The sequence below is a fragment of the Kitasatospora sp. NPDC018058 genome, from assembly GCF_044327205.1.
GTDB lineage: Bacteria > Actinomycetota > Actinomycetes > Streptomycetales > Streptomycetaceae > Kitasatospora.
In genome coordinates this window covers 412,800-432,565 of the sequence record NZ_JBIRFA010000002.1, presented here as the reverse complement: position 1 = coordinate 432,565, position 19,766 = coordinate 412,800, and the positions used below count along the sequence as shown (strand labels likewise).

At 74.2% G+C, this 19,766-nt stretch carries 12 protein-coding genes and 4 tRNA genes; 4 read left to right on the top strand and 12 right to left on the bottom strand.

Going from position 1 to position 19,766, the window contains the following annotated elements:
* Nucleotides 1-6: 6 nt before the first annotated feature.
* Complete coding sequence (locus ACH4E7_RS04545; protein ID WP_396247501.1) at nucleotides 7-2,256, bottom strand: GEVED domain-containing protein; 2,250 nt, start codon at nucleotides 2,254-2,256, stop codon at nucleotides 7-9.
* Nucleotides 2,257-2,598: 342 nt separating this feature from the next.
* Here ACH4E7_RS04545 and ACH4E7_RS04540 point away from each other — a divergent pair, with 342 nt between their 5' ends.
* Together ACH4E7_RS04540 and ACH4E7_RS04535 are read left to right on the top strand one after the other, a co-directional pair.
* Nucleotides 2,599-3,009 (top strand): globin domain-containing protein, encoded by a 411-nt coding sequence (locus ACH4E7_RS04540; RefSeq protein ID WP_396247575.1) that lies wholly within the window; start codon nucleotides 2,599-2,601, stop codon nucleotides 3,007-3,009.
* A 15-nt stretch (nucleotides 3,010-3,024) separates the two neighbouring features.
* A complete protein-coding gene (locus ACH4E7_RS04535; protein WP_396247500.1) occupies nucleotides 3,025-4,227 on the top strand; it encodes a globin domain-containing protein in 1,203 nt (400 codons plus the stop codon).
* A gap of 50 nt (nucleotides 4,228-4,277) precedes the next feature.
* Here the strand turns inward: ACH4E7_RS04535 and ACH4E7_RS04530 are convergent.
* The 3 genes from ACH4E7_RS04530 to ACH4E7_RS04520 all read right to left on the bottom strand — a co-directional run bounded on the left by ACH4E7_RS04530 (nucleotide 4,278) and on the right by ACH4E7_RS04520 (nucleotide 4,715).
* Nucleotides 4,278-4,353, bottom strand: a tRNA-Arg gene (locus ACH4E7_RS04530).
* Nucleotides 4,354-4,384: 31 nt separating this feature from the next.
* A tRNA-Arg gene (locus tag ACH4E7_RS04525) sits at nucleotides 4,385-4,460 on the bottom strand.
* A 164-nt stretch (nucleotides 4,461-4,624) separates the two neighbouring features.
* Nucleotides 4,625-4,715 (bottom strand) — tRNA-Ser (locus ACH4E7_RS04520).
* Between the two features lie 177 nt (nucleotides 4,716-4,892).
* Here ACH4E7_RS04520 and ACH4E7_RS04515 point away from each other — a divergent pair.
* A complete protein-coding gene (locus tag ACH4E7_RS04515; RefSeq protein WP_396247499.1) occupies nucleotides 4,893-8,297 on the top strand; it encodes a PAS domain-containing protein in 3,405 nt (1,134 codons plus the stop codon).
* A 56-nt stretch (nucleotides 8,298-8,353) separates the two neighbouring features.
* Here ACH4E7_RS04515 and ACH4E7_RS04510 read toward each other — a convergent pair whose 3' ends face one another.
* Nucleotides 8,354-10,015 carry a long-chain fatty acid--CoA ligase gene (locus tag ACH4E7_RS04510; protein ID WP_396247498.1) on the bottom strand — a complete coding sequence of 554 codons (1,662 nt, stop codon included), beginning with the start codon at nucleotides 10,013-10,015 and terminating at the stop codon, nucleotides 8,354-8,356.
* Between the two features lie 217 nt (nucleotides 10,016-10,232).
* The gene (locus ACH4E7_RS04505; RefSeq protein ID WP_396247497.1) at nucleotides 10,233-11,540 is read right to left on the bottom strand and encodes a hypothetical protein; all 1,308 of its coding nucleotides are present in this window, start codon (nucleotides 11,538-11,540) and stop codon (nucleotides 10,233-10,235) included.
* Between the two features lie 305 nt (nucleotides 11,541-11,845).
* Between ACH4E7_RS04505 and ACH4E7_RS04500 the strand changes: the two genes are divergently transcribed.
* The gene (locus ACH4E7_RS04500) at nucleotides 11,846-12,937 is read left to right on the top strand and encodes an EamA family transporter (protein ID WP_396247496.1); all 1,092 of its coding nucleotides are present in this window, start codon (nucleotides 11,846-11,848) and stop codon (nucleotides 12,935-12,937) included.
* A gap of 12 nt (nucleotides 12,938-12,949) precedes the next feature.
* Here the strand turns inward: ACH4E7_RS04500 and ACH4E7_RS04495 are convergent, their stop codons facing one another.
* The 6 genes from ACH4E7_RS04495 to ACH4E7_RS04470 form a co-directional block, all read right to left on the bottom strand.
* Nucleotides 12,950-13,720, bottom strand: coding sequence for a pyridoxal 5'-phosphate synthase (locus ACH4E7_RS04495; protein ID WP_396247495.1), 771 nt, complete (start codon nucleotides 13,718-13,720; stop codon nucleotides 12,950-12,952).
* A 527-nt stretch (nucleotides 13,721-14,247) separates the two neighbouring features.
* Nucleotides 14,248-14,577: a hypothetical protein gene (locus ACH4E7_RS04490; RefSeq protein ID WP_396247494.1), complete on the bottom strand. Its 330-nt coding sequence runs from the start codon at nucleotides 14,575-14,577 to the stop codon at nucleotides 14,248-14,250.
* Nucleotides 14,578-15,033: 456 nt separating this feature from the next.
* The gene (locus ACH4E7_RS04485; RefSeq protein ID WP_396247493.1) at nucleotides 15,034-16,398 is read right to left on the bottom strand and encodes an FAD-binding oxidoreductase; all 1,365 of its coding nucleotides are present in this window, start codon (nucleotides 16,396-16,398) and stop codon (nucleotides 15,034-15,036) included.
* A 179-nt stretch (nucleotides 16,399-16,577) separates the two neighbouring features.
* Nucleotides 16,578-17,405 carry a MerR family transcriptional regulator gene (locus ACH4E7_RS04480; protein ID WP_396247492.1) on the bottom strand — a complete coding sequence of 276 codons (828 nt, stop codon included), beginning with the start codon at nucleotides 17,403-17,405 and terminating at the stop codon, nucleotides 16,578-16,580.
* 138 nt (nucleotides 17,406-17,543) lie between these two features.
* Nucleotides 17,544-17,631, bottom strand: a tRNA-Ser gene (locus ACH4E7_RS04475).
* A gap of 63 nt (nucleotides 17,632-17,694) precedes the next feature.
* Nucleotides 17,695-19,677, bottom strand: a complete 1,983-nt coding sequence (locus ACH4E7_RS04470; protein WP_396247491.1) for a S1C family serine protease — start codon at nucleotides 19,675-19,677, stop codon at nucleotides 17,695-17,697.
* Between the last annotated feature and the right edge of the window lie 89 nt (nucleotides 19,678-19,766).

Below are 19,766 nucleotides of genomic sequence, written 5' to 3'. Positions count from 1 at the left end.
CACAGGTCAGCGCCGTCGGGCACCGGGTCCACGGTCGAACACCAGGCGGGTGATCAGCCCGAATCCGGTGAGCACCAGCAGCACCCCGGCAAGCGCGCCGGGCCAGCGGGCTTCCCGGGGCTGACCGGCGAGACCCCGCACCGCCTCGGCCGACTCCGTCTCGGCGGGCGGCACGGGCAGCGGCCGGGCACTGGGCCGGTCCGCCTCCGATCCGCCCTGGTCAGCGGCCGACGCGGACAGGCGGCCGCCGGGCGGGGATGCGCTCCGGGTCGGCGGGGCGGAGACGGCGGGTATGGCCGGGGCCGTCGGGCGGGCCGAGGGGGTTGCCGGGGTCGCGGGGGTCGGGCTCGGCGACCCGGTGGCACCCGCCGCTGCAAGCACGGAGGGGGGCGCGGACGCGGGTGCGGACGTGGCCGTGACGGTGGCCGTGGGTCTCGGCGACGACGGCACCGTCACACTCGGGCTCGGCACAACGGACGCCACCGGACCGGGCGTTGCGGATCCGGGCCCGGCCGGAGCCGACACCGTCGGGCCCGGCGCCGCAGGGCTCGCAGCGGCCGAGCTCGCGGCCGTCGGACCCGGCGCCGCGGCATCCGTCGCCACCGGGCCCGGCACCGCAGCGGCGACCCGCACCCGCACCGGGTCCGCCGAAGTCCCCTTCCCCGCCAGGTCGGTCGTCGTGAGGGTCAGCCGCTGCTCCCCGTCCGTCAGATCCCGGTTGGCGGTGCAGGTCCAACTCCCGTCCAGTGCCACGGCCGCCCCGCACAGCACCGTGCGCTCTCCCGCCCCCGCAGCCCCCGCCCGCGCCGTGACCAGCACGTTGGAGCCCGGCTCGGCCCGCCCGCCGACGCCGTCCTGGATCTCCACCGAGGCCCCGGTCACCGCGCCCTCGCCGCGGATCTCCGGGCGGGCGCCGGCCAGCACGGTGCCGTCGACCGGTGCGGCGATCTCGGGCCGCGCGGCGCCGACGGTCAGTTTGATCCGCTGGTCGGAAACCTGCCCGGAGTCGGCGAAGCCGCCCGAGGCGAGGAGTTGGCCGGTGTCGCGGCCGATCCGCAGCCGGGCCCAGGTCTCGCCCGAGGCGGCGCCGGAGGGGACGGTCCACTCCAGGGTCGCGGTATCGGCACCCGCCGGGATCTCGGTCTGCACCCGGCCGGCGGGGTCGAACCGGCCGCTGTGGTCGAAGTCGATCCAGCCGGCCAGGGTCGCGGGCTGGTCGCTCACCGCGACCGGGACGGTGACCCGGTAGTAGTGGCCGATCGCGGCCTCGGTGGGGAAGGTGATCGACGGGTCGGCGCCCTGGTACTCGTCGCGCCCGGGCTGCAGTTCGGGCGGCGGCGGGCTGGCGTACGGGCTGGCGAAGGGGTTGGCGCGCCGGGCCTCCCCGTGGTCGAGCCGGACCATCGGCTCCCCGTCCGTCGCGGTGGTGGCGGTCCGACCGCGGGCGCGCCGGGACGGGGTGGCCGCGTCGGCGCCGAGGAAGAGGTCGGAGACCACGTGCGAGGCGTTGCCGTAGGCCTGCGGCGCGGTGCCGAGGTCCTCGTCCACGGTGACGGTGTGGGCCTGGCGCAGCACGGGCGGGGCGGTGGCGCTCCCGGCCCGGGCGGTGGAGCGCTGCTCGACCCGGAACACCGCGCTGCGGACGGTCCCGGTGAGCTCCAGGGTGCCCTCGGCGGCGGAGCCGGCCGCGCCGTCGGAGGCCCCGTCGGCGCCGCTCGGGGCGAGGGAGCCGGCGTCGACCGTCCAGCCGGGCCAGTCGGTGCGGCCGACCAGGGTGGGGGCGGCGGGCGAGCCGCCGGTGAGGGTCAGCCGGGCCGCGGTGGTGGCGGTGCCGGTTCTCCCGGTGGCGACCGCGGCCAGCCCGCTGAGGTGCAGCCGGGGATTGCGGACCGGTCGGGAGAAACTCAGCCGGAGGGTTCCGACGGTGCGCCAGGAACCGTCCGTCTGCGGACGGTCCTGGGTGAGGCTGAAGGTCTGCGCCGGGCTCCCCGGGCGCATTCCGTCCGCGTACACCGTGGCGGAATACCCCCCTCCGGAACGGTCGGCCAATTGTCCCGGCTCGGCGGTGACGCTCACACCGGGCGAGGCCGAGAAATCGAACTGGACGGAGAGCCCGGACGGCAGGACCGCCCGGTGCTCGCCCGACCAGGCATCGGGGAACTGCCGGGCCACCGAGAGCGGGGCGTTCAAACCGGTCAGCAGCCCGGCCGCGAGAACGGCCAGGGCGGCAGCTGTGCGGGGGAACTGTCGGCTCATCCGGCTCTCCTTCACGGTCGGCTGCCGGGTGGCGGGCAGTCCGGGCACAAGATCCGACAAAACGGAATCACGACCCCGGACCAGCCATACTGCGACACCTGCGCTTTCGGCTGTGTCCCACCCGTTTGGCGGTTATCCGGGCGGCAGGACGGGATGCACCCGAAACGGCTGCTTTCAGCCATGAGGCGGCACTGGATCCCACCCGAACGGACTAACCCGTCCGAACGAGCGGAATGGAAGATCCCGGCCGGTCCGGTGGACGCAGACGTCCGGTACCTGACCATTCATCGGGGAACTCTGTTCGAATTACCCACCCGCTCAGTAGAGTCGGGCCCCGTGACTATGGACCCCGTACTCGTCAAGCGCAGTTTCGCGGTCGTCGAACCGCACGGCCCGGCCGTCGCCGAATACTTCTACCGGCATCTGTTCGAGCACGCTCCCGGTGTCCGCGGCCTCTTCGCCGAGCACCTGGACGAGCAGCAGGACCGGCTGTTCGCCGCGCTCGGCGCGCTCGTCACCCACCTGGAGGACACCGACACCGTGCTCGGGCTGCTCCGCGACCTGGGCTCGCGGCACGCCGGGTACGGCGCGCTGGCGGAGCACTTCCCGGCCGTCGGCGCGAGCCTGCTCGCCACCCTGGCCCACTACGCCGGGGACGAGTGGACCGAGGAGACCGAGGCCGCCTGGACCGCCGTCTACGCGGTGGTCGGCGACACCATGGGCACGGCGCTCACCGAAACCCGGTCGGCCTAACAGGGGAGCGGCGCGGTGCCCTTCGACCCCGCGGTCATCCGCGCCAGCTTCGCCGTGGTCGAGCGCCGCGCCGACCACCTCACCACCTTCTTCTACGCCCACCTGTTCAGCCACAACCCCGGACTGCGCTCGCTCTTCCCGGCCCAGCTGCACGAACAGCGGGACCGGCTGTTCGCCGCGCTCACCCGGATCGTGCTGCGGCTGGACGAGCCCGAACGGCTCACCGAGTACCTGCGGGCGCTCGGGCGCGACCACCGCAAGTTCCAGGCCGCGCCCGAGCACTACCCGGCCGTCGGGGCCAGCCTGATCGCCGCGCTGCGGCAGTGTTCCGGCCATTCCTGGACACCGGAGACCGAGAAGGCCTGGACCGAGGCCTACACCGTGATCGCCCAGGTGATGACCGGGGCCGCCACCGACCTCCCGGAGCACCACCCGGTCTGGTGGGAGGTCGAGGTCGCCTCCCGCCGCCGGGCCGCGGCCGACCTGGTCGTGCTCACCCTCGCCCCGATGCGCCCGTACCCCTTCACCGCCGGCCAGTACGTCACGCTCAGCAGCCCCCGGACGCCCCGGGTCTGGCGGCCGTACTCGCTGGCCAACGCGCCGCGCCCGGACGGCAGCCTGGAAGTGCACGTACGGCGGGTGCCCGGCGGGCTGCTGAGCCCCGTCCTGGTGGAGGACGTGATGCCCGGCGAGCTGCTACGGCTCGGGCCGCCGCTCGGCGACGCGGTGCTCGCCCCCGCCTCGGACCGGCCGCTGCTGCTGGTGGCCGGGGGCAGCGGCTGGGGGCAGACCAAGGCGCTGCTGGAGCAGCTCACCGCCGAACAGCCGGAGCGGCCGGCCACCGTGCTGCTGGCGGCCCGGTCGGCGGCCGGGCAGTACGACCTGGACACGGTACGACGGCTGCTCGCCCGCAATCCCCGGCTGCGGGTGCTGACGGCCGCCCCGGACCACCCCGCGGGCCCGCCGGGGGCCACCGCGCTGCTGCGGGAGACGCTGCTCGGGCACGGCGACTTCACCGACTGGGAGGTCCACCTCAGCGGCCCGCCGGAGCTGGTCGCCGAGCTCACCGAACTGTTGCTCGCCCTGGGCGCCGACCCCTGGCTGGTCAAGCACGACCCGACGCCGGCGACCTTCAACCGGAACCGGCCGCTGACCAGCTCCGACTGGTTCCTGGACCACCGGGACGTGCCGTGGATCAACCGGACCGAGCTGGAGTGACCGGCGCCGTGAACGAAGAAGCCCCCGGCCGGTGGCCGGGGGCTTCTCGATGGTGCGCTCAGCAGGATTCGAACCTGCAACCTCTTGATCCGTAGTCAAGTGCTCTATCCGTTGAGCTATGAGCGCAAGGAACGGGCGAACCCGATCTTGCGGATTGTGGTGCGCTCAGCAGGATTCGAACCTGCAACCTCTTGATCCGTAGTCAAGTGCTCTATCCGTTGAGCTATGAGCGCTCGCCCCGGTGAACGTTGGCCCCCGGGGCGTTGCGTGGACAACATTACATGACCTGCGACGTAGGACGAAATCGATTGATCCGACCCCTCCGGGCCGGCCGATGATCACGCCCCGGACATGCGAAGAGCCCCGCCGACAAGATCGTCGACGGGGCTCCCGGCTGCGGAGGCTGAGGGATTTGAACCCTCGATCAGGAATAACCCCGAAACCGCATTAGCAGTGCGGCGCCATAGACCGGACTAGGCGAAGCCTCCCCACATGGACCATGCCCGCGCGAGCGGACCCGTTCCGTGTGTCAGTGATGATGCCACAACCCGGGGGCTCGGCACCAACCACCGCCCACGTTACTAGGCGGGTCGTCCCCGCCGCAAAGAAGAATGAGATACTGCCGATTCCGGAGGAGCTGCCCTGAGCCGAGGAGACCTGTCGACGTGAGCAGCAGGCCGATCCGAGGCGCTGCTCGCCTCGCCGCCATACTCGACGCCCTGCCCGACGCGTTGTTGCTGGTGAACAGCAACGGCACCGTCGTGGACGCCAACAGCGCGGCCGTCCAGGCGCTGCAGGCGCCGGGCACCTCACTGGTCGGCATGGGCGTACTGGGGCTCCTGCCCGAGTTCGACCCCAGCCGGATCCCCGGTTCGATGCGCCCGGCCACCCGCGACGGCGACACCCTGGACCGCCCGGTCCGGATGACCGCCCACCGCACCGACGGCACCACCTTCCCGGTCGAGGTCTCCGGCAACGACTTCGCCGACGACGACGGCTACTCGCGCTCCCCGCTCGCGCCGTACGACCCGTACGGCGAGGGCTCGCGCCCGCCGTCCTCATCCGACCTGCTCCTGCTGCTGGTCCGCGACCTGTCCGGCCGGCTCGGCGTCGAGGCCGAGCTGCGCCGTCAGCACAAGCAGACCGAGATGATCCTGCGGGCCGCCGCCGAGGGCGTGCTCGGCGTGGACCTCGAAGGCCGCTGCGTGCTGGTCAACCCGGCCGCCGCGCACATCCTGGAGTACCGGGCGAGCGAGCTGGGCGGGCGCGAGCTGCACCCGCTGATCCAGCACTCCCGGGCCGACGGCACCCCGCTGGCGCTGGAGGAGTCCGCGCTGCTGGACACCCTGACCTCCGGGCGCAAGCACCGGGTGCGCGGCACCGTGCTCTGGCGCAAGGACGGCCGTCCGGTCACCGTCGACCTCACCACCGCCCCGGTCCGGGACGGCGACCAACTGGTCGGCGCGGTGATGACCTTCACCGACCGCAGCCGCGAGCTCGCCCTGATCGCCCGCAACGAGCACCTCACCGCCGTCCTGGAGAGCGAGCTCGGCAGCGCGCTGACCGCGCTCAACCAGCGGCTGGACGCGCTCGCCGCCGACCCGGCCGGGCAGCTCTGGCCGGAGGCCAACTGGACTCTGCGCCGACTCGCCGAGGAGTGCCGCCGGTTCGGGAAGCTGATCGACGGCGTGCTCGAACACCAGCGCTCCGAGGCCGGCGAGAGCGGCCCGGCGGGGGGCAAGAACAGCGAGGGTGACAAGGACGGCAAGGTCGGGCGCAAGCCCGCCAAGCAGGTGCCGGTCGCCCTGGACAAGGTGGTCCGCCGGGCCGTCGAGGAGGCCGGCGCCCTGGTCGGCCCCGGCCGGGTGCGCTTCTCGGTGCACGCAGCCGCGGTCGAGGTGATCGCCGACGAGCGGCGGCTCGCCCAGGCGCTCGCACACCTGGTCGCCGACGTCAGCGGCGTCGGCCTCTCGCTGGACGCCCCCACCGGCACCTCTCCCGGCCTCGGCGTCCCCGGACTGTCCGTCCCCGGGCTGGGCAACCCGCCCGCGCCGCCCACGCCCGCCGAACCGCCGACCGTGGTGCTGGCCGCCGCCCAGCGCGGCGAGGTCGCCCGGGTCGAGATCCGCGGCCCCGGCATCGGCGGCAGCCCCGTCCACCTGCCGATAGCCCGCACGGTGGTCGAGCGCCACGGTGGCGTGCTCCAGCCCCACGAGCTGCCCGGCAAGGCCGGGACGACGTACGTGGTCGAGCTGCCGCTGGACCCGGCCGCCGCGAAGGCCGCCGCCGAGCGCGCGGCCGCCGAGGGCCGCTCGGACCGGCCCAAGGAGAGCGACAGCGCCGTCCTGCCCGAGCTGCCGGGCATCCCGCAACTGCCCACCAGCGGCGAGCCGGCCGAGGCCGCCACCGCATCCGAGCAGCCCGGCGGCAAGGCCCCGAAGCCCGAGCAGGCTCCCGCCGAGGAGCCCCCGGCCGAGCGGCGCGGCCGCCGCGGCAAGCCCGCCGCCGGGGAGCAGGCCCCCGCGGCCACCACCGCCCCGGCCGTCCAGTCCGACCAGTGGCCGAACGCCCCCGCCCGGGTCGAACGGGCCGTCCCCGAGCAGTGGAACGGCACCGGCAACGACCCCGCGTACGGCCGCCAGGGCCTGGCCGGCCCGGACGGGGCGCAGAGCGACCCCTGGGGCAAGGACGACGGCCGCTCCGGCCCCGCCTACGCCGTGCCCGTCGAGGGCGGGCGCCCGCAGCAGAACCGGCCCGGCGGCCGGGAGCCGCTCGCGCTCGGCCCCGCGCCCTCCGACGCCTCCGCTCAGCCCGCCGACGCGCCCGCCGAGGACGGCGGCGAGGCCAAGCCGCGCCGGCGGCGCGCCCTGCCCTCCGCCGAGGACTCCTCGGGCGGCTTCGCGCTGCCCGGGCTGCCCGAGGCCCCGGTGTACCCAGGCCTGGAGCACGCCCTGCCGGCCGGTCCGGCGCCCGCCTTGCCCGAACCGGCCGCCGCGCCGACCGGCCGCCGTCGTCGGCTCTCGGTGCCGCCCGGCCCCGGGCCGGACGCGCCGGCCGGACCGGACTCCCCAGGTGCTCCGGGCCCCGGCACCGCGCTGGCGCCCGCCCGGCCCGCGCTGCCCGCCGCCGAGGAGCAGAGCGCCCCGCGCCCGGTCGGCAGCGGTCTCGCCGAGCTCGCCCCGCCGCGCCCGCTCGGCACCCCGCCGGTGCCCGCCGTACCGCCGCAGCCGCCCGTACCGGCCGAGGCGCGGACCGCGCCGCGCCCGCTGGCCGAGCTGCCGCCCGCCGACGGACCGTCCCCGGCCGAGCAGCCGCAGGCCGCGGTCGGCGAGCTGGCCCATGCCCGTCGCCTGCTGGTCTGGCCCGAGCCCGATCCGGCCACCAACCAGGCCCTCCAGGCCCGCGGCTACCAGCCGGTGATCGTCCGCTCCCGCGAGGAGGTGGACGCCCAGGTCGCCGGCTTCCCCGCAGCCCTCTTCGTCGACCCGCTGACCGGCCCGATCACCCGCACCGCGCTGCAGTCGCTGCGCACCGCAGCGCTCAACAACCGGGTCCCGGTGCTGGTCACCGCCGGTCTCGGCCAGGCCACCCGGGACGCCGCCTACGGCGCCGACCCGGCCGTGCTGCTGCGTGCCCTCGCGCCGCGCGACGGCGAGCACCACGCCCCGCGCGTCCTGCTGGTCGAGGGCGATCCGGACATCGCCGCCGCCATGATCAGCAGTCTGGAGCGGCGCGGCATGCACGTCGAGCACGCGACGGACGAGAACGACGCGGTCGCCCGGGCCGCCAGCGTGCAGCCCAACCTGGTGGTGATGGACCTGTTCCGGATCCGCCGCCGCCGGGTCGGCCTGCTGGACTGGCTGCGCGCCAACGACCGGCTGCACCGCACCCCACTGGTGGTCTACACCTCGGTGGACCTCGACCCGCGCGAACTGCCCCGGCTGCGCACCGGCGAGACGGTGCTGTTCCTCGCCGAGCGCTCGAACAGCGAGGACGTCCAGTCCCGGATCGTCGACCTGCTCGGGCGGATCGGCGCGATGGGCGAGGCGGGCGTCGCCGCCGCGGGCTGAGCACGGCACAGGGCCGGTCACCCCGATCGGGGTGACCGGCCCTCGCCGCCCCTCCGCTACGCCTTGCCGAGCACCGTGACATCCAGCTCGTCGGCCGCGTAGCTGGCCCGGATCACCTTCTTGTCGAACTTGCCGACCGAGGTCTTCGGCACCGACTCGACGATCGCCCAGCGCTCCGGCAGCTGCCAGGAGGCGACCCGCTCGGCCAGGAAGGCCCGCAGCTCCTCCAGCCCGGCGGTCGCGCCCGGGCGCAGCACCACGGTGGCCAGCGGGCGCTCGCCCCACTTCTCGTCCGGGACGGCGACCACGGCGGCCTCGGCCACCTCGGGGTGGGCCATCAACTGGTTCTCCAGGTCCACCGAGGAGATCCACTCGCCGCCGGACTTGATGACGTCCTTGGCCCGGTCGGTGAGGGTCAGGTAGCCGTCGGCGGTGATGGTGCCGACGTCGCCGGTGCGCAGCCAGCCGTCCTCGGAGAACTTGTCGTCCGGGCGGAGCGGGTCCTGCCCGGCGCCGCCGTAGTACGCACCGGCGATCCACGGGCCGCGCACCTCCAGCTCGCCGGCGGAGACGCCGTCGTGCGGCATCCGCTCGCCGCCCGGGCCGATCAGCCGGGCCTCGACCGAGGCCGGGAAGAGGCCCTGGGTGATCCGGTACGGCCACTCCTCCTCGGGGGTGAGGCCGCCCGGCGGCTGGGCGAAGGAGCCGAGCGGGGAGGTCTCGGTCATGCCCCAGGCGTGCAGCACCCGGATGCCGTGGCGCTCCTCGAAGGCCTTCATCAGCGAGGGCGGGCAGGCGCTGCCGCCGATGACCACCATGCGCAGGCTGGAGGTGTCGTAGTCGCCCGCGTCCAGCTCGTCCAGCAGGCCGCTCCAGATGGTGGGGACGGCGGCGCTGACGGTGGGGCGGACGGCGGCGATCATCTCGGCCATCGGCTTGGGCTGGAGGAAACGATCCGGCATCAGCAGGTTGGCGCCGGACATGAACGAGGCGTGCGGGATGCCCCAGGCGTTCACGTGGAACATCGGGACCACCGGCAGCGCGGTGTCGCGCGGGGTGAAGGCGAAGTTGTCGCCGGTGTTGACCTGCATGCAGTGCAGGTAGATCGAGCGGTGGCTGTAGAGCACGCCCTTCGGGTCCCCGGTGGTGCCGGAGGTGTAGCAGAGCACGGCGGCCTGGCGCTCGTCGATGTCCCGCTGCCACGGGTAGTCGGTGGGCCGGTCGGCGATCAGCTCCTCGTAGTCGTGCACGCCGCCCGCGAAGCCGGCCAGCAGCGAGCGGTCGCCGGGGCCGGCCACCACGATGTGCTTGAGCGTCGGCGCGAGCTCCGGCAGCACGGCGGCGAGCAGCGGCAGCACGCTGCCGTTGACGATGATCACGCGGTCGGCGGCGTGGTTGACGATGAACGACAGCTGCCGGCCCGGCAGCCGCAGGTTGAGCGTGTGCAGCACGGCCCCCATCGCGGGGACGGTGAGGTACGCCTCCAGGTGCTCCGTGTTGTTCCACATCAGGGTCGCGACCCGGTCGTCCCCGGTCACCCCGAGCTCGTCCCGCAGCGCGTACGCGAGCTGCGCGGCCCGGGCGCCCACCTCGGCGTAGCTGCGGACGACCGGCCCGGTGCCGTCCCAGGTGGTGACGGTGGAACGGGCGTGGATCGTCGACCCGTGCTCCAGGATCCGGGTGACGGTGAGCGGTACGTCCTGCATCGTGCTGAACACGGGTCCTCCTCGACCTGGCGGCACTGGCGGCGCCTGCGGCACACCTACCGGTCGGTAATGCGCGCGGACGTGCCCGATTGTGCCGTTCCGTCCGCCCGCTGTCAGCACCCCGACCCCGTTGCACTGATCACTGGTTCGCCCCGGTTTCTCCCCACAAGCGCTCCCGCACCCCTCCGGCGACGCGGCGCCCTGCCCGCGCTGCCGGGCCGACCGCGGCTCAGCGGTGGTCGGGACGGCAGAGCCGGAGCGAGTTGACGGGGTCGGGGGTGTAGGCGGGGTCGAGAGTCCAGCCCTGTTCGGCGGCGATGCGCAGGGCCTGGTGGGCGCCGGCGCCGCGGTAGGTGGCGCGGTGGAGCTGGACGCGGCGCAGGAAGGTGCCGTCGGGGGCGACGAGCCGGCCGTAGCTGTCGGCGGTGCGGCCGAGTTCACGGGTGGTGTCGCGCTTGAGGATGCGCCGGATGTGGCGGTCCCAGGCGGCCGGGCTGTCGGTGAACTCGGCCCGGAAGGCGCGCGGGCCGACCGTCCACCGGGCTCCCCAGCACGACCAGTGATCGGGATCGGGGCGGTCGATCCAGAAGGTGAGCAGGCCGTACACCGGGATGTAGACGATCTGGAGCAGGAAGATGACGGGCAGCAGCGGCGCGAAGCGGGTCGGCTGCGGGCCCCACGGGGTGCCGGGGGCGGCGGGCGGGTCCTGCGGGGACGGGGCGTTCGGGGCGGGCGGTGCGGGGAAGCGGCGGACGAGCCGGACCCGCTCGGCATCGGTACCTGACGACGCCCCCTGCCAGCCGAGCCGCTCGGCGACCCGGACCACGCCGTCGGCGCCGAGGCCCCGGTAGAGGCGCGCGGCGAGCGCGATCGACATCTCGCGACTGAGGTCGACCTGCACCTGGCCGCCGCCGGCGGCATGCGCCACCTCGGCGACGGCGATGCGGCGCTTGAGCACCGGGGTGACGTAGCGCTCCCAGTCCTCCGGGCGGCCGGTGAGCTCGGCCCGGAGGCGGCGCGGCGGGATGAAGCTGCGGTTGACCTTCAGCCAGCCGTCGGAGCTGGGGCCGCTCCCGCTGTAGTCGGAGAGGATGACGAGCGCGATGACGACCACCAGCCCGATGATCCAGAGCGGGGCGTAGATCCACTGGAGGAGGAACTGGAGCAGGACGACGAGGCGGTTGCGGCGCGGCGCCGGGCCGGGGAAGCCGGCGGGCCGTGCCGGGGTTTCGAACTGGGCGGCGGCGTGGGGCTGTCGGGCTGCGGGCGACGGCTGGGCGGCGGTCTGCGGCTGGCCGACGGCCTGCGGCTGCGCACCGTACGGCTGCTGGGGCGGGTACGACTGCGGGGCCGCGTACGGCTGCTGCGGCGGGACCGGCTGTTGCGGCGCGTACGGGTTCTGCTGCGGTGCGTACGACTGCTGCGACGGGACGGGCTGCGCGTACGGGTTCTGCCCGTACTGCCCCTGCGCGTACGGGTTCTGCTGCGGCGAGGAGCCGTACCCGTGCGCGCCTCCGTAGTCCTGGCCGTTCGACATGTCGCCCCCTCGTGCTGCTTGAGGGGACACCCTATCGACGGATGATCATCCGGCGGTCGGGGCGGAGGCCCCGGCGTTCACGCCCGCCCTGTCGGTGGCCGGCAGGAGCGCGGGGGAGGCGGCGAGGAGGGCCGCGGGGCGGAGATGGCGCACCCGGCCTTGATGCTGACGGACCATCGGACGAGCGCGTCAGCCACGCGGCGGGCCCCATGCGAGTCCGCCCTTTCGGGCGTACCCGTCCGCATCCGTCCCGATTCTTGTAACGAGCTTGCTGCTTTATCACTCCTTACGGCAAACTCGTCAGCATGCCCACCTCCCATACCGGCGAAACCACTGCCCCCACCTCGGCCGCCGCCGTCGCCGAGGCCCTTGCCACGCCGCCCGCCCCCAAGGGCGAGCCCGCCGGCGAGCGGGGCAGCTGGCGACGAGGTGGGGAGCCCGGCCCCGCGGCACCCCCCGGGGTGCACCCCGGCCGAACCAGCGGCCGGTTCGGCAAGGTCCTGCGGCGCCCGATGGGGGACCCCCCAACCGAAGGCCGGGGGAGGATCCCGGCGCCGCTTCTCTGTCTGGCCGCGATGTTCCTGGTGCAGACCGGCATCGCGCTGTCCAAGCCGCTCTTCGGCCCGCTCGGGGTCAGCGGCACGACCTTCCTGCGACTCGGCTTCGCCGCCGTCATCCTGCTCGCCGTGACCCGGCCCAAGCTGCGCGACAAGCGCCCGCGCGACCTCGCCGCGGCCGCGCTGCTCGGCATGGCCTCGGCCGGGATGACCTACCTGTTCGCCGGGGCGATCGACCGGCTGCCGATGGGCACCGCCGCGACCATCGAGTTCCTCGGCCCGCTCGCGGTCGCCCTGGTCTTCGCCCGGCGCGCCAGCCACCTGCTCTGGGCGTTGCTCGCGGCGGCCGGCGTGGTGCTGCTGACCCTGCTCGGCGAGGGCGACGGCGGCGGCTCGCTCGACCCGGTCGGCCTGCTGTACGCCTTCGGCGCGGCCGCCTGCTACTCGGCGTACATCCTGTTCACCGACAAGGTCGGCGCCAGCTTCCAGGGGTTCCAGGGCCTGGCGGTGTCGATGACGGTCGGCGCGCTGACCCTGGCGCCGTTCGGGCTCGGCGAGGCCTGGGACGGGCTGACCGCGCCCGGCGCCTCGCCACCGGTGCTGCTCGCCTCGGTGGCCGGGGTGTCACTGCTGCTGCCGGTGATCCCGTACGCGCTGGAGATGACCGCGCTGCGGCGGATGCCGCAGCGGGTGTTCAGCGTGCTGGTCAGCCTGGAGCCGGCGGTCAGCGCGCTGGTCGGGCTGGTGGTGCTCGGCCAGTTGCTGGGCGCGCCGCAGCTGGCCGGGATCGGCTGCGTGGTGGCGGCCAGCGTGGGGGCCACGCTGGCCGGACGGCGATAGGACGTTAGGGCGTTAGGGCCAGAGCAGGGTGCGCGACCACTCCGGGCTGCGGACCGGGCCGGTGCGGGTGTAGCGCAGCCGGACGTGCCGGCGCTGGGCGTCGCCCTGCCAGAACTCCACCTCGTGCGCCCACAGGGTGTAGACCGCGTGCCCCGGCGCGACCGCGTCCGGGGTGGCCTCCAGCCGGCGACGGGCGACCGTCACCGCCTCGTCGTACTCGGCGAGCGCGCCCAGCGGCTCGCTCTGCCGCCCGACCAGCGCGCCGACCCGGGCAGCGGGCGAGCGGGTGGCGAACTCGGCGGCGGCGACCAGGTCGGCGGCCCGCTCGACGGTGCCGCGGACCCGAACCTGGCGGCCCAGCTGCGGCCAGTAGACGGACAGCGCGGCGGCCGGGTGGTCGGCGAGCTGACGGCCCTTCGGGCTGTCGGCGGCGGCGGAGAAGTTCCAGCCGGTGCCGGCCGCGTCGACGTCGCGCAGCACCAGCACCCGGGCGTCCGGCACGCCGTCCGCGTCGACCGTGGAGAGGGTGAAGGCCTGCGGGTCCAGCACCCCGGCGTCCAGAGCGGTGGCGAGCCAGTCCACGAACAGCGGGCCGGGCTCGGCGGGGGCGGCCTCGTGGTCGAAGGAGGGCAGCGGGCGGGCCATCGGCGGGCGGCCGAGCAGCAGCTCGGGGACGGACCTCGGCTCGGGCCGGTGCTCGTCCGGCGGCGCCGGGCGTGCCTCCGGCTCCGGTGCGGGCCTGGCCCCCTCCGGACCGGTCAGGTCCTCGTCCTCCGCCGCCATCGCGCGCCCTTCCTTCCGGTTGCCGCGGTCGTCGCGCCGGCCGGGCCGTCCGTTCCGGGCCCGGGCACGTGGTGCGCTGTCGGAGCGCAACCGTACCGCCGTGGACCGACGGCTCCGGGCGCGGGCCCTCGGTGAACGGATCCGGGCCGCTCGGACGGGCCGGGGGCCTCGTACGGGCAGGCGACTTGTACGAACCAGCAGCTCCGTACGGACCAGGGGCTTCGTACGCCGGACCGGGCACTTCGCACGCCGGACCGGGGACTCCGTAGGCCGGGCCGGGTTCTTCGTACCGCCCCGGGGCTTCCCGCCGACCGGTCGCCGAACGCACTCGTGGGCGGTGCCGATGACGGCACCGCCCACGAGGCCGGTTTCGCGGCGACCCTTTCCGCTTGGCCGGTCGAAGCACTTGTCCGATCCGCACCCGGACGAAAGCCCGCCCGGGACCGCTTCGAGCCCCTCCACGGATGCTCAGCTCACCTGCGGCCGTCCACCTCCGGCGCCCCCGCCGTCGGTGGTGCCCGAGGCGGTCAGCGGAAGATCGGGGCGAAGATGACGTTGATGTTCTTGTTGCCCTGGCCGGCCAGGACGTTGCCCGCGTTGTCCTTCACCGCGAGGGTGTTGTCCTGGTTCGAGGCACCGGCACCGGTGGCCGTCTGCTGGGTGGACACGTAGTTGCCGTCGACCCCGCCGAACACGTTGCCGGTACCCGTGTTGGACACCACGCCGGCGTTGGAGCCGGCCACGGCACCCGCGCCGTTGTCGGCGGCCGCGGCACCGGCGCCCGCCAGCAGCAGGCCGGCCGCCAGTGGGGCGGCGAGCAGGAACCCGACCGCCCGCCGGGTATGGATGCGAGCCATGTGAGCCTCCAAGAAGCTGTTAATCGAGCACTGTCGAGCACGGGGTGCGGGAGTTCGCCGGCCAGACGAACCCCTGCAGGCTGCGACGCCGGGAGACAGACTTCCGCAACAAATCGACAAAGCACTAGTCGACGGGGCGATTTTCGCCCGTTAGCGTGATATCCACCCGCGCTGCGCATAACGGCAGTCGATCCGGACAGCGCGCCGACGCGCCACCGCTGACCTGGCACTTCGTCCGAACGGGAGGCTGCTCGACGACCTCCGGGAAACGGCGCTTCGACGCCGCGCGAACCACTAGGCGCACCACCCCGGCGCAGCCCACCTGTGAACGCGCCCCCGAAAAGTTCGACCACCCTTCCCTATCGACTTTTTCAGCCATTCATAGACCATCTGAAAGTCGTACTGAAAATACCGACAACAGGGAGCAACGCCAGAGCGAGCCGCGGGTGTGGAGAATCAGACCATCTTGCCCGGGTTGAGGATTCCCAGCGGGTCGAAGACCGCCTTCAGCTGCCGCTGCAGGTCCAGCGCGACCGGCCCCAACTCGCGGGCCAGCCAGTCCCGCTTGAGCAGCCCCACCCCGTGCTCCCCCGTGATCGTGCCGCCCAGCTCCAGCCCGAGCGCCATGATCTCGTCGAAGGAGCGCTGGGCCCGTACCGCCTGCTCCTCGTCCGCGGCATCGAAGATCACGATCGGATGGGTGTTGCCGTCCCCGGCGTGGCTGACCACCCCGATGGTCAGCGCGTGCCGCTCGGCGATCTCCGCGACGCCGTTGAGCATCTCGGCCAACCGGGAGCGCGGCACCACGACGTCGTCGATCATCGTGGTGCCCAGCCGGTCCATCGCGGGCAGCGCCAGCCGACGGGCCGCCAGCAGCAGGTCGGACTCCGCCTGGTCCTCGGCCGGCACCACCTCGGTCGCCCCGGCCGCCCGGCACAGCTCGGCGACCTTCGCCAACTCGGCCTCCCGGTCCGGCCCGTCGAAGGCCACCAGCAGCAGGGCCCGGGTCGACTCCGGCAGCCCCATCTGCCCCAGCTCGTTGACGGCCCGCACCGCGACCGCGTCCATCAGCTCCATCAGCGACGGGGTCAGCCCGCGCGCCATCACCTCGCAGACCGCCGCGCCGGCCGTGTCGGCGCTCGGGAACTCCGCCGCCAGCGCCAGCTGCGGGGCCGGCACCGGCCGCAGCGCCAGCACCGCCCGCACCACCACCCCGAGCGTGCCCTCCGAACCGACCAGCAACCGGGTCAGGTCGTACCCGGCCACTCCCTTGGCCGTCCGGCGCCCGGTGGACAGCAGCCGCCCGTCCGCCAGCACCACGTCCAGCCCGAGCACGTACTCACCGGTGACGCCGTACTTCACGCAGCAGAGCCCGCCCGCGCCGGTGCCGATGTTGCCGCCGATCGTGCAGGACTCCCAGCTGGACGGGTCCGGCGGGTAGTACAGCCCCACCTCCTCCACAGCCCGCGAGAGTTCGGCGTTCACCACACCGGGCTCCACGACCGCGATGCGGTTCACCGGATCGATCTCCAGGATCCGGTTCAGCTTCACCAGGGACAGCACGACGCACCCGTCCACGGCGTTCGCCGCGCCCGACAGCCCGGTCCGCGCCCCCTGCGGCACCACCGGCACCCGCAGTTCGGTGGCGGTGCGCAGCACATGCCGCACCTGCTCCACCGTCTCCGGGAACACCACCACGGCGGGCACACCGGCGGCGCAGAAGCCCGCCATGTCATGGCTGTAGGCGGCGGTCACATCGGGGTCCACCACGACGGCCTCCGCCGGGAGGCCCTGCACCAGCCGGTCCATCAGATCGCTCATCGCCGCCTCCACTCGATGGCCACCCGCCTCCACCTCCGCACTCTGCCCGGAGGGGAGGGGGCGGGCAAGTGGGCCTCGGGGATGTCGGCGCACGCGGGGTACCCCTGGACAAGACCAGGGGCACGCCCGGGGTCAGGCGCGGCGCCAGGGCCCTCGACCTGGTCGAGGGCCCACACGCCCTAGCGGCGGGTCACCGGTTCCTGGAGTTCGACGACCCAGCCGGACGGGTCCTCCGGGCACTCCAGGTAGCGCTCGCGGGCATAGCCGGCCGAGCGGTAGCCGTTCTCCTCGATGAAGCGGGCCAGGGCCTGGAAGCTGGCCATGGAGTCGTCCATCGGCCCGCGGTGGACGATGGCCGCGGCCTCCTCGACCGGCGGGAGGTCGGCCACCTCGAAGTCGCACCCGTCGGGCCGCACCGACGGCCCGACCGGCACGGCGACCAGGATCAGCACCGAGCCGTCACCCTCCGGGGCGTCCTCGTAACGGGCGACGGCCGGGCCGGCCTCCTCGATGCCGGCCGCGGCCATCCGGCGGCACAGCTCGTCGAACAGCGGGCCGATCACCGGCGTGATGTCCTCCGGCTGGTAACTCCTTGCCACGCCGGTCAGTTGGGCCACCCGGACGGATGGGACGGGCTTCACCACGACATCGTGCTCGGACATGTTCCCCTCGCTCTCGATCGTCCGGAGCCTCGCCTCCACCCGGGCCAGCCGCCGCTCGTCCGCCGCGATCGCCGCGGCGAGCTGGGCCCGCCGCAACCGCAGCATCCCGCGCAGTTCGGCCGCGTCCACCTGTTCGTCCAGGACGGCCCGCACCTGCTGCAGCGTGAAGCCGAGGTCCTTGAGCGCGATCACCCGGTTGAGCCGGGCGAGTTGGCCCGCCCCGTACGAGCGGTACCCGGTGACCGGGTCCACCCGGGCGGGCCGCAGCAGTCCGATCGCGTCGTAGTGGCGCAGCATCCGCACCGACACCCGGCCGTGGTTGGCGAAGTCTCCGATGTTCAACATGGTGCTCCCACTCCACCGCCTCCCACGGTGTCAGGGTCAACCCCGGCCGTCGGACCGCCCCGAACCGCCCCGACGAACACCGAGGGCGGGTGCCGAGTGGTCTCGGCACCCGCCCTGAGCAGGTGGTTCTCCTACCAGCGGAGAGCGTGGGATTCGAACCCACGGTGACGGGTCACGCCACGACAGTTTTCAAGACTGTTCCCTTAGGCCGCTCGGGCAGCTCTCCAGGCGGAGGTCAGCCTAACGGTTCCGGCGGGGTTCGGCGCACACGATTCCGCGCACCCGGGGGTCACTGGTCGCCGACGCGCTCGGCCAGGGTGACCTTGGTGCTGAACGGCTGGCCGTTGCGGGTGTACTCGACGTCCACGGTCTCGCCCGGCTTGTGCGTCCAGATCCGGCTGACCAGGGCGGGGCCGTTGTCGATCGGAACGCCGCCGAGCTTGGTGATCACGTCGCCCGGCTTGAGGCCGGCCTTGTCGGCCGCGCCGCCGGGGGTGACGGCCGACTGGCCCTGGATGTCGCGGGTCTGGATCTGCGCGCCGTCGCCCTTGTAGTCGTCGTTGCGCAGCACGTCGAGCTTGGCGTAGACCGGCTTGCCGGTCTTGATCAGGGTGTCCGCGACCCACCTGGCCTGGTTGATCGGGATGGCGAAGCCCAGGCCGATGCTGCCGGCCCGGCCGTTGGCGGAGGCGTTGGACTGGATCGCCGAGTTGATGCCCATCACCGCGCCGCTGGAGTCGAGCAGCGGGCCGCCGGAGTTGCCGGGGTTGATCGAGGCGTCGGTCTGCAGGGCGTTCATGTACGAGGCCTGCGAGCCGGTCTCGTCGCCGGAGGCGACCGGACGGTCCTTGGCGCTGACGATGCCGCTGGTGACGGTGGACTCCAGGCCGTACGGCGCACCGATCGCGATGGTGGCGTCGCCGACGTTGACCTTGTCGGAGTCGGCCAGCGGCAGCGGCGCCAGCTTGCCCTTCGGCGGGTTGTCGATCTTTACCACGGCGACGTCGTAGCCCTCGGCGTGCCCCAGCACCGAGGCGCTGTAGGACGTGCCGTCGGCGAACTTGACGGTCAGTTTGCCGCCGTTGAGGGTCGGCGCGACCACGTGGTTGTTGGTGAGGATGTGGCCCTCGGTGTCGAAGACGAAGCCGGTGCCGGTGCCCGACTCGCCGTTGCCCTGCGCCTTGATGGTGACGACGCTGGGCAGCGCCTTCTGCGCGATGGCGGCGATCGACCCGGGGGCGGGCTCGTTCTTCTGGGTGTTGCTGGCCTGGACGGTGGTGCTGCGGTGGTCGTCCACCGAGCTGCTGCTGCTGGTGTGGCCGGTGGCGACCACGCCGATCGCACCGCCGGCCACACCGGCGACCAGCGCGACGGCCGCGAGCAGGGCCACCAGGCCGCCGCGCTTCTTGCGCGGGCCGCCGGGGCCGTTCGGGCCGCCGGAGTAGTCGGCCGGGTAGCCGAGCGGGCCGCCGGGGCCGCCGGGGTAGCCCGCGCCGCCCGAGGTGGCGTCGTGGCCGGCGCCCCAACCGCCGAGCGGCTGGCCGGCACCGAACGGGTGGTGGTCGTGGGCGGCGGGCGCACCGGCGGGCGCGGCGCCGTAGGGCTCCTGGCCGGCGGCGGCCGGAGCGCCGTACGGCTCCTGGGCAGCCGCGGCGGGAGCGCCGTACGGGTCCTGCGCACCGGCGGCGGGCACGCCGTGGGACGGGGTCGCGTACGGGTTGGCAGCCGGCGGCAGGGCCGGGGCGGCCGGGGCCGGGGCCGGGGCCGGCGCAGCAGCCGGCACGGCGGGGGCCGCCGCGGCGGGCGCAGCGGGCGCGACGGGGGGCGCGGGCGGCAGCACCGGCGGCGGGGCGTCGATGTAGCCGGTGACCGGGTCGACCGCGGGCTTCTCGGCGGGCGCCGCCGGGGCCTCCGGCGCCGGGACCTTGGTGAAGGCCACGGTGGGCTTGTGCCCGCCCTCGGCGGGAGCGGCCTCGGCGGCCGGAGCCTCCGGGGCGGCCTCGGCCGCAGCCGGCTCGGGCTTGGCCTCCGGCTCCGGGACCCGGCTGAACGCCATCGTCGGCTTGTGCCCGCCGTCGCCCGGAGCGCCGTCGGCCGGCGCCGCGTCAGCGGCCTCCGGCTTGGCCTCGGGCTCGGGTACCCGGCTGAACGCCATCGTCGGCTTGTGGCCGCCCTGAGCGGTGCCGTCGGAAGCGGAGCCAGCCGCCTCCTGGGGACCCGCGGGCTGCTCCCCCTGCGGCCCGGTGGGCCCAACCTCGCGCTCGGTGCTCACGGACGACCTCCATAGCTGACAGAACCAAGGACCATAGTTTTTCGCACTGCCGATTCGATTGCCGTAAGGACCCCTCTGAAGAACTCATA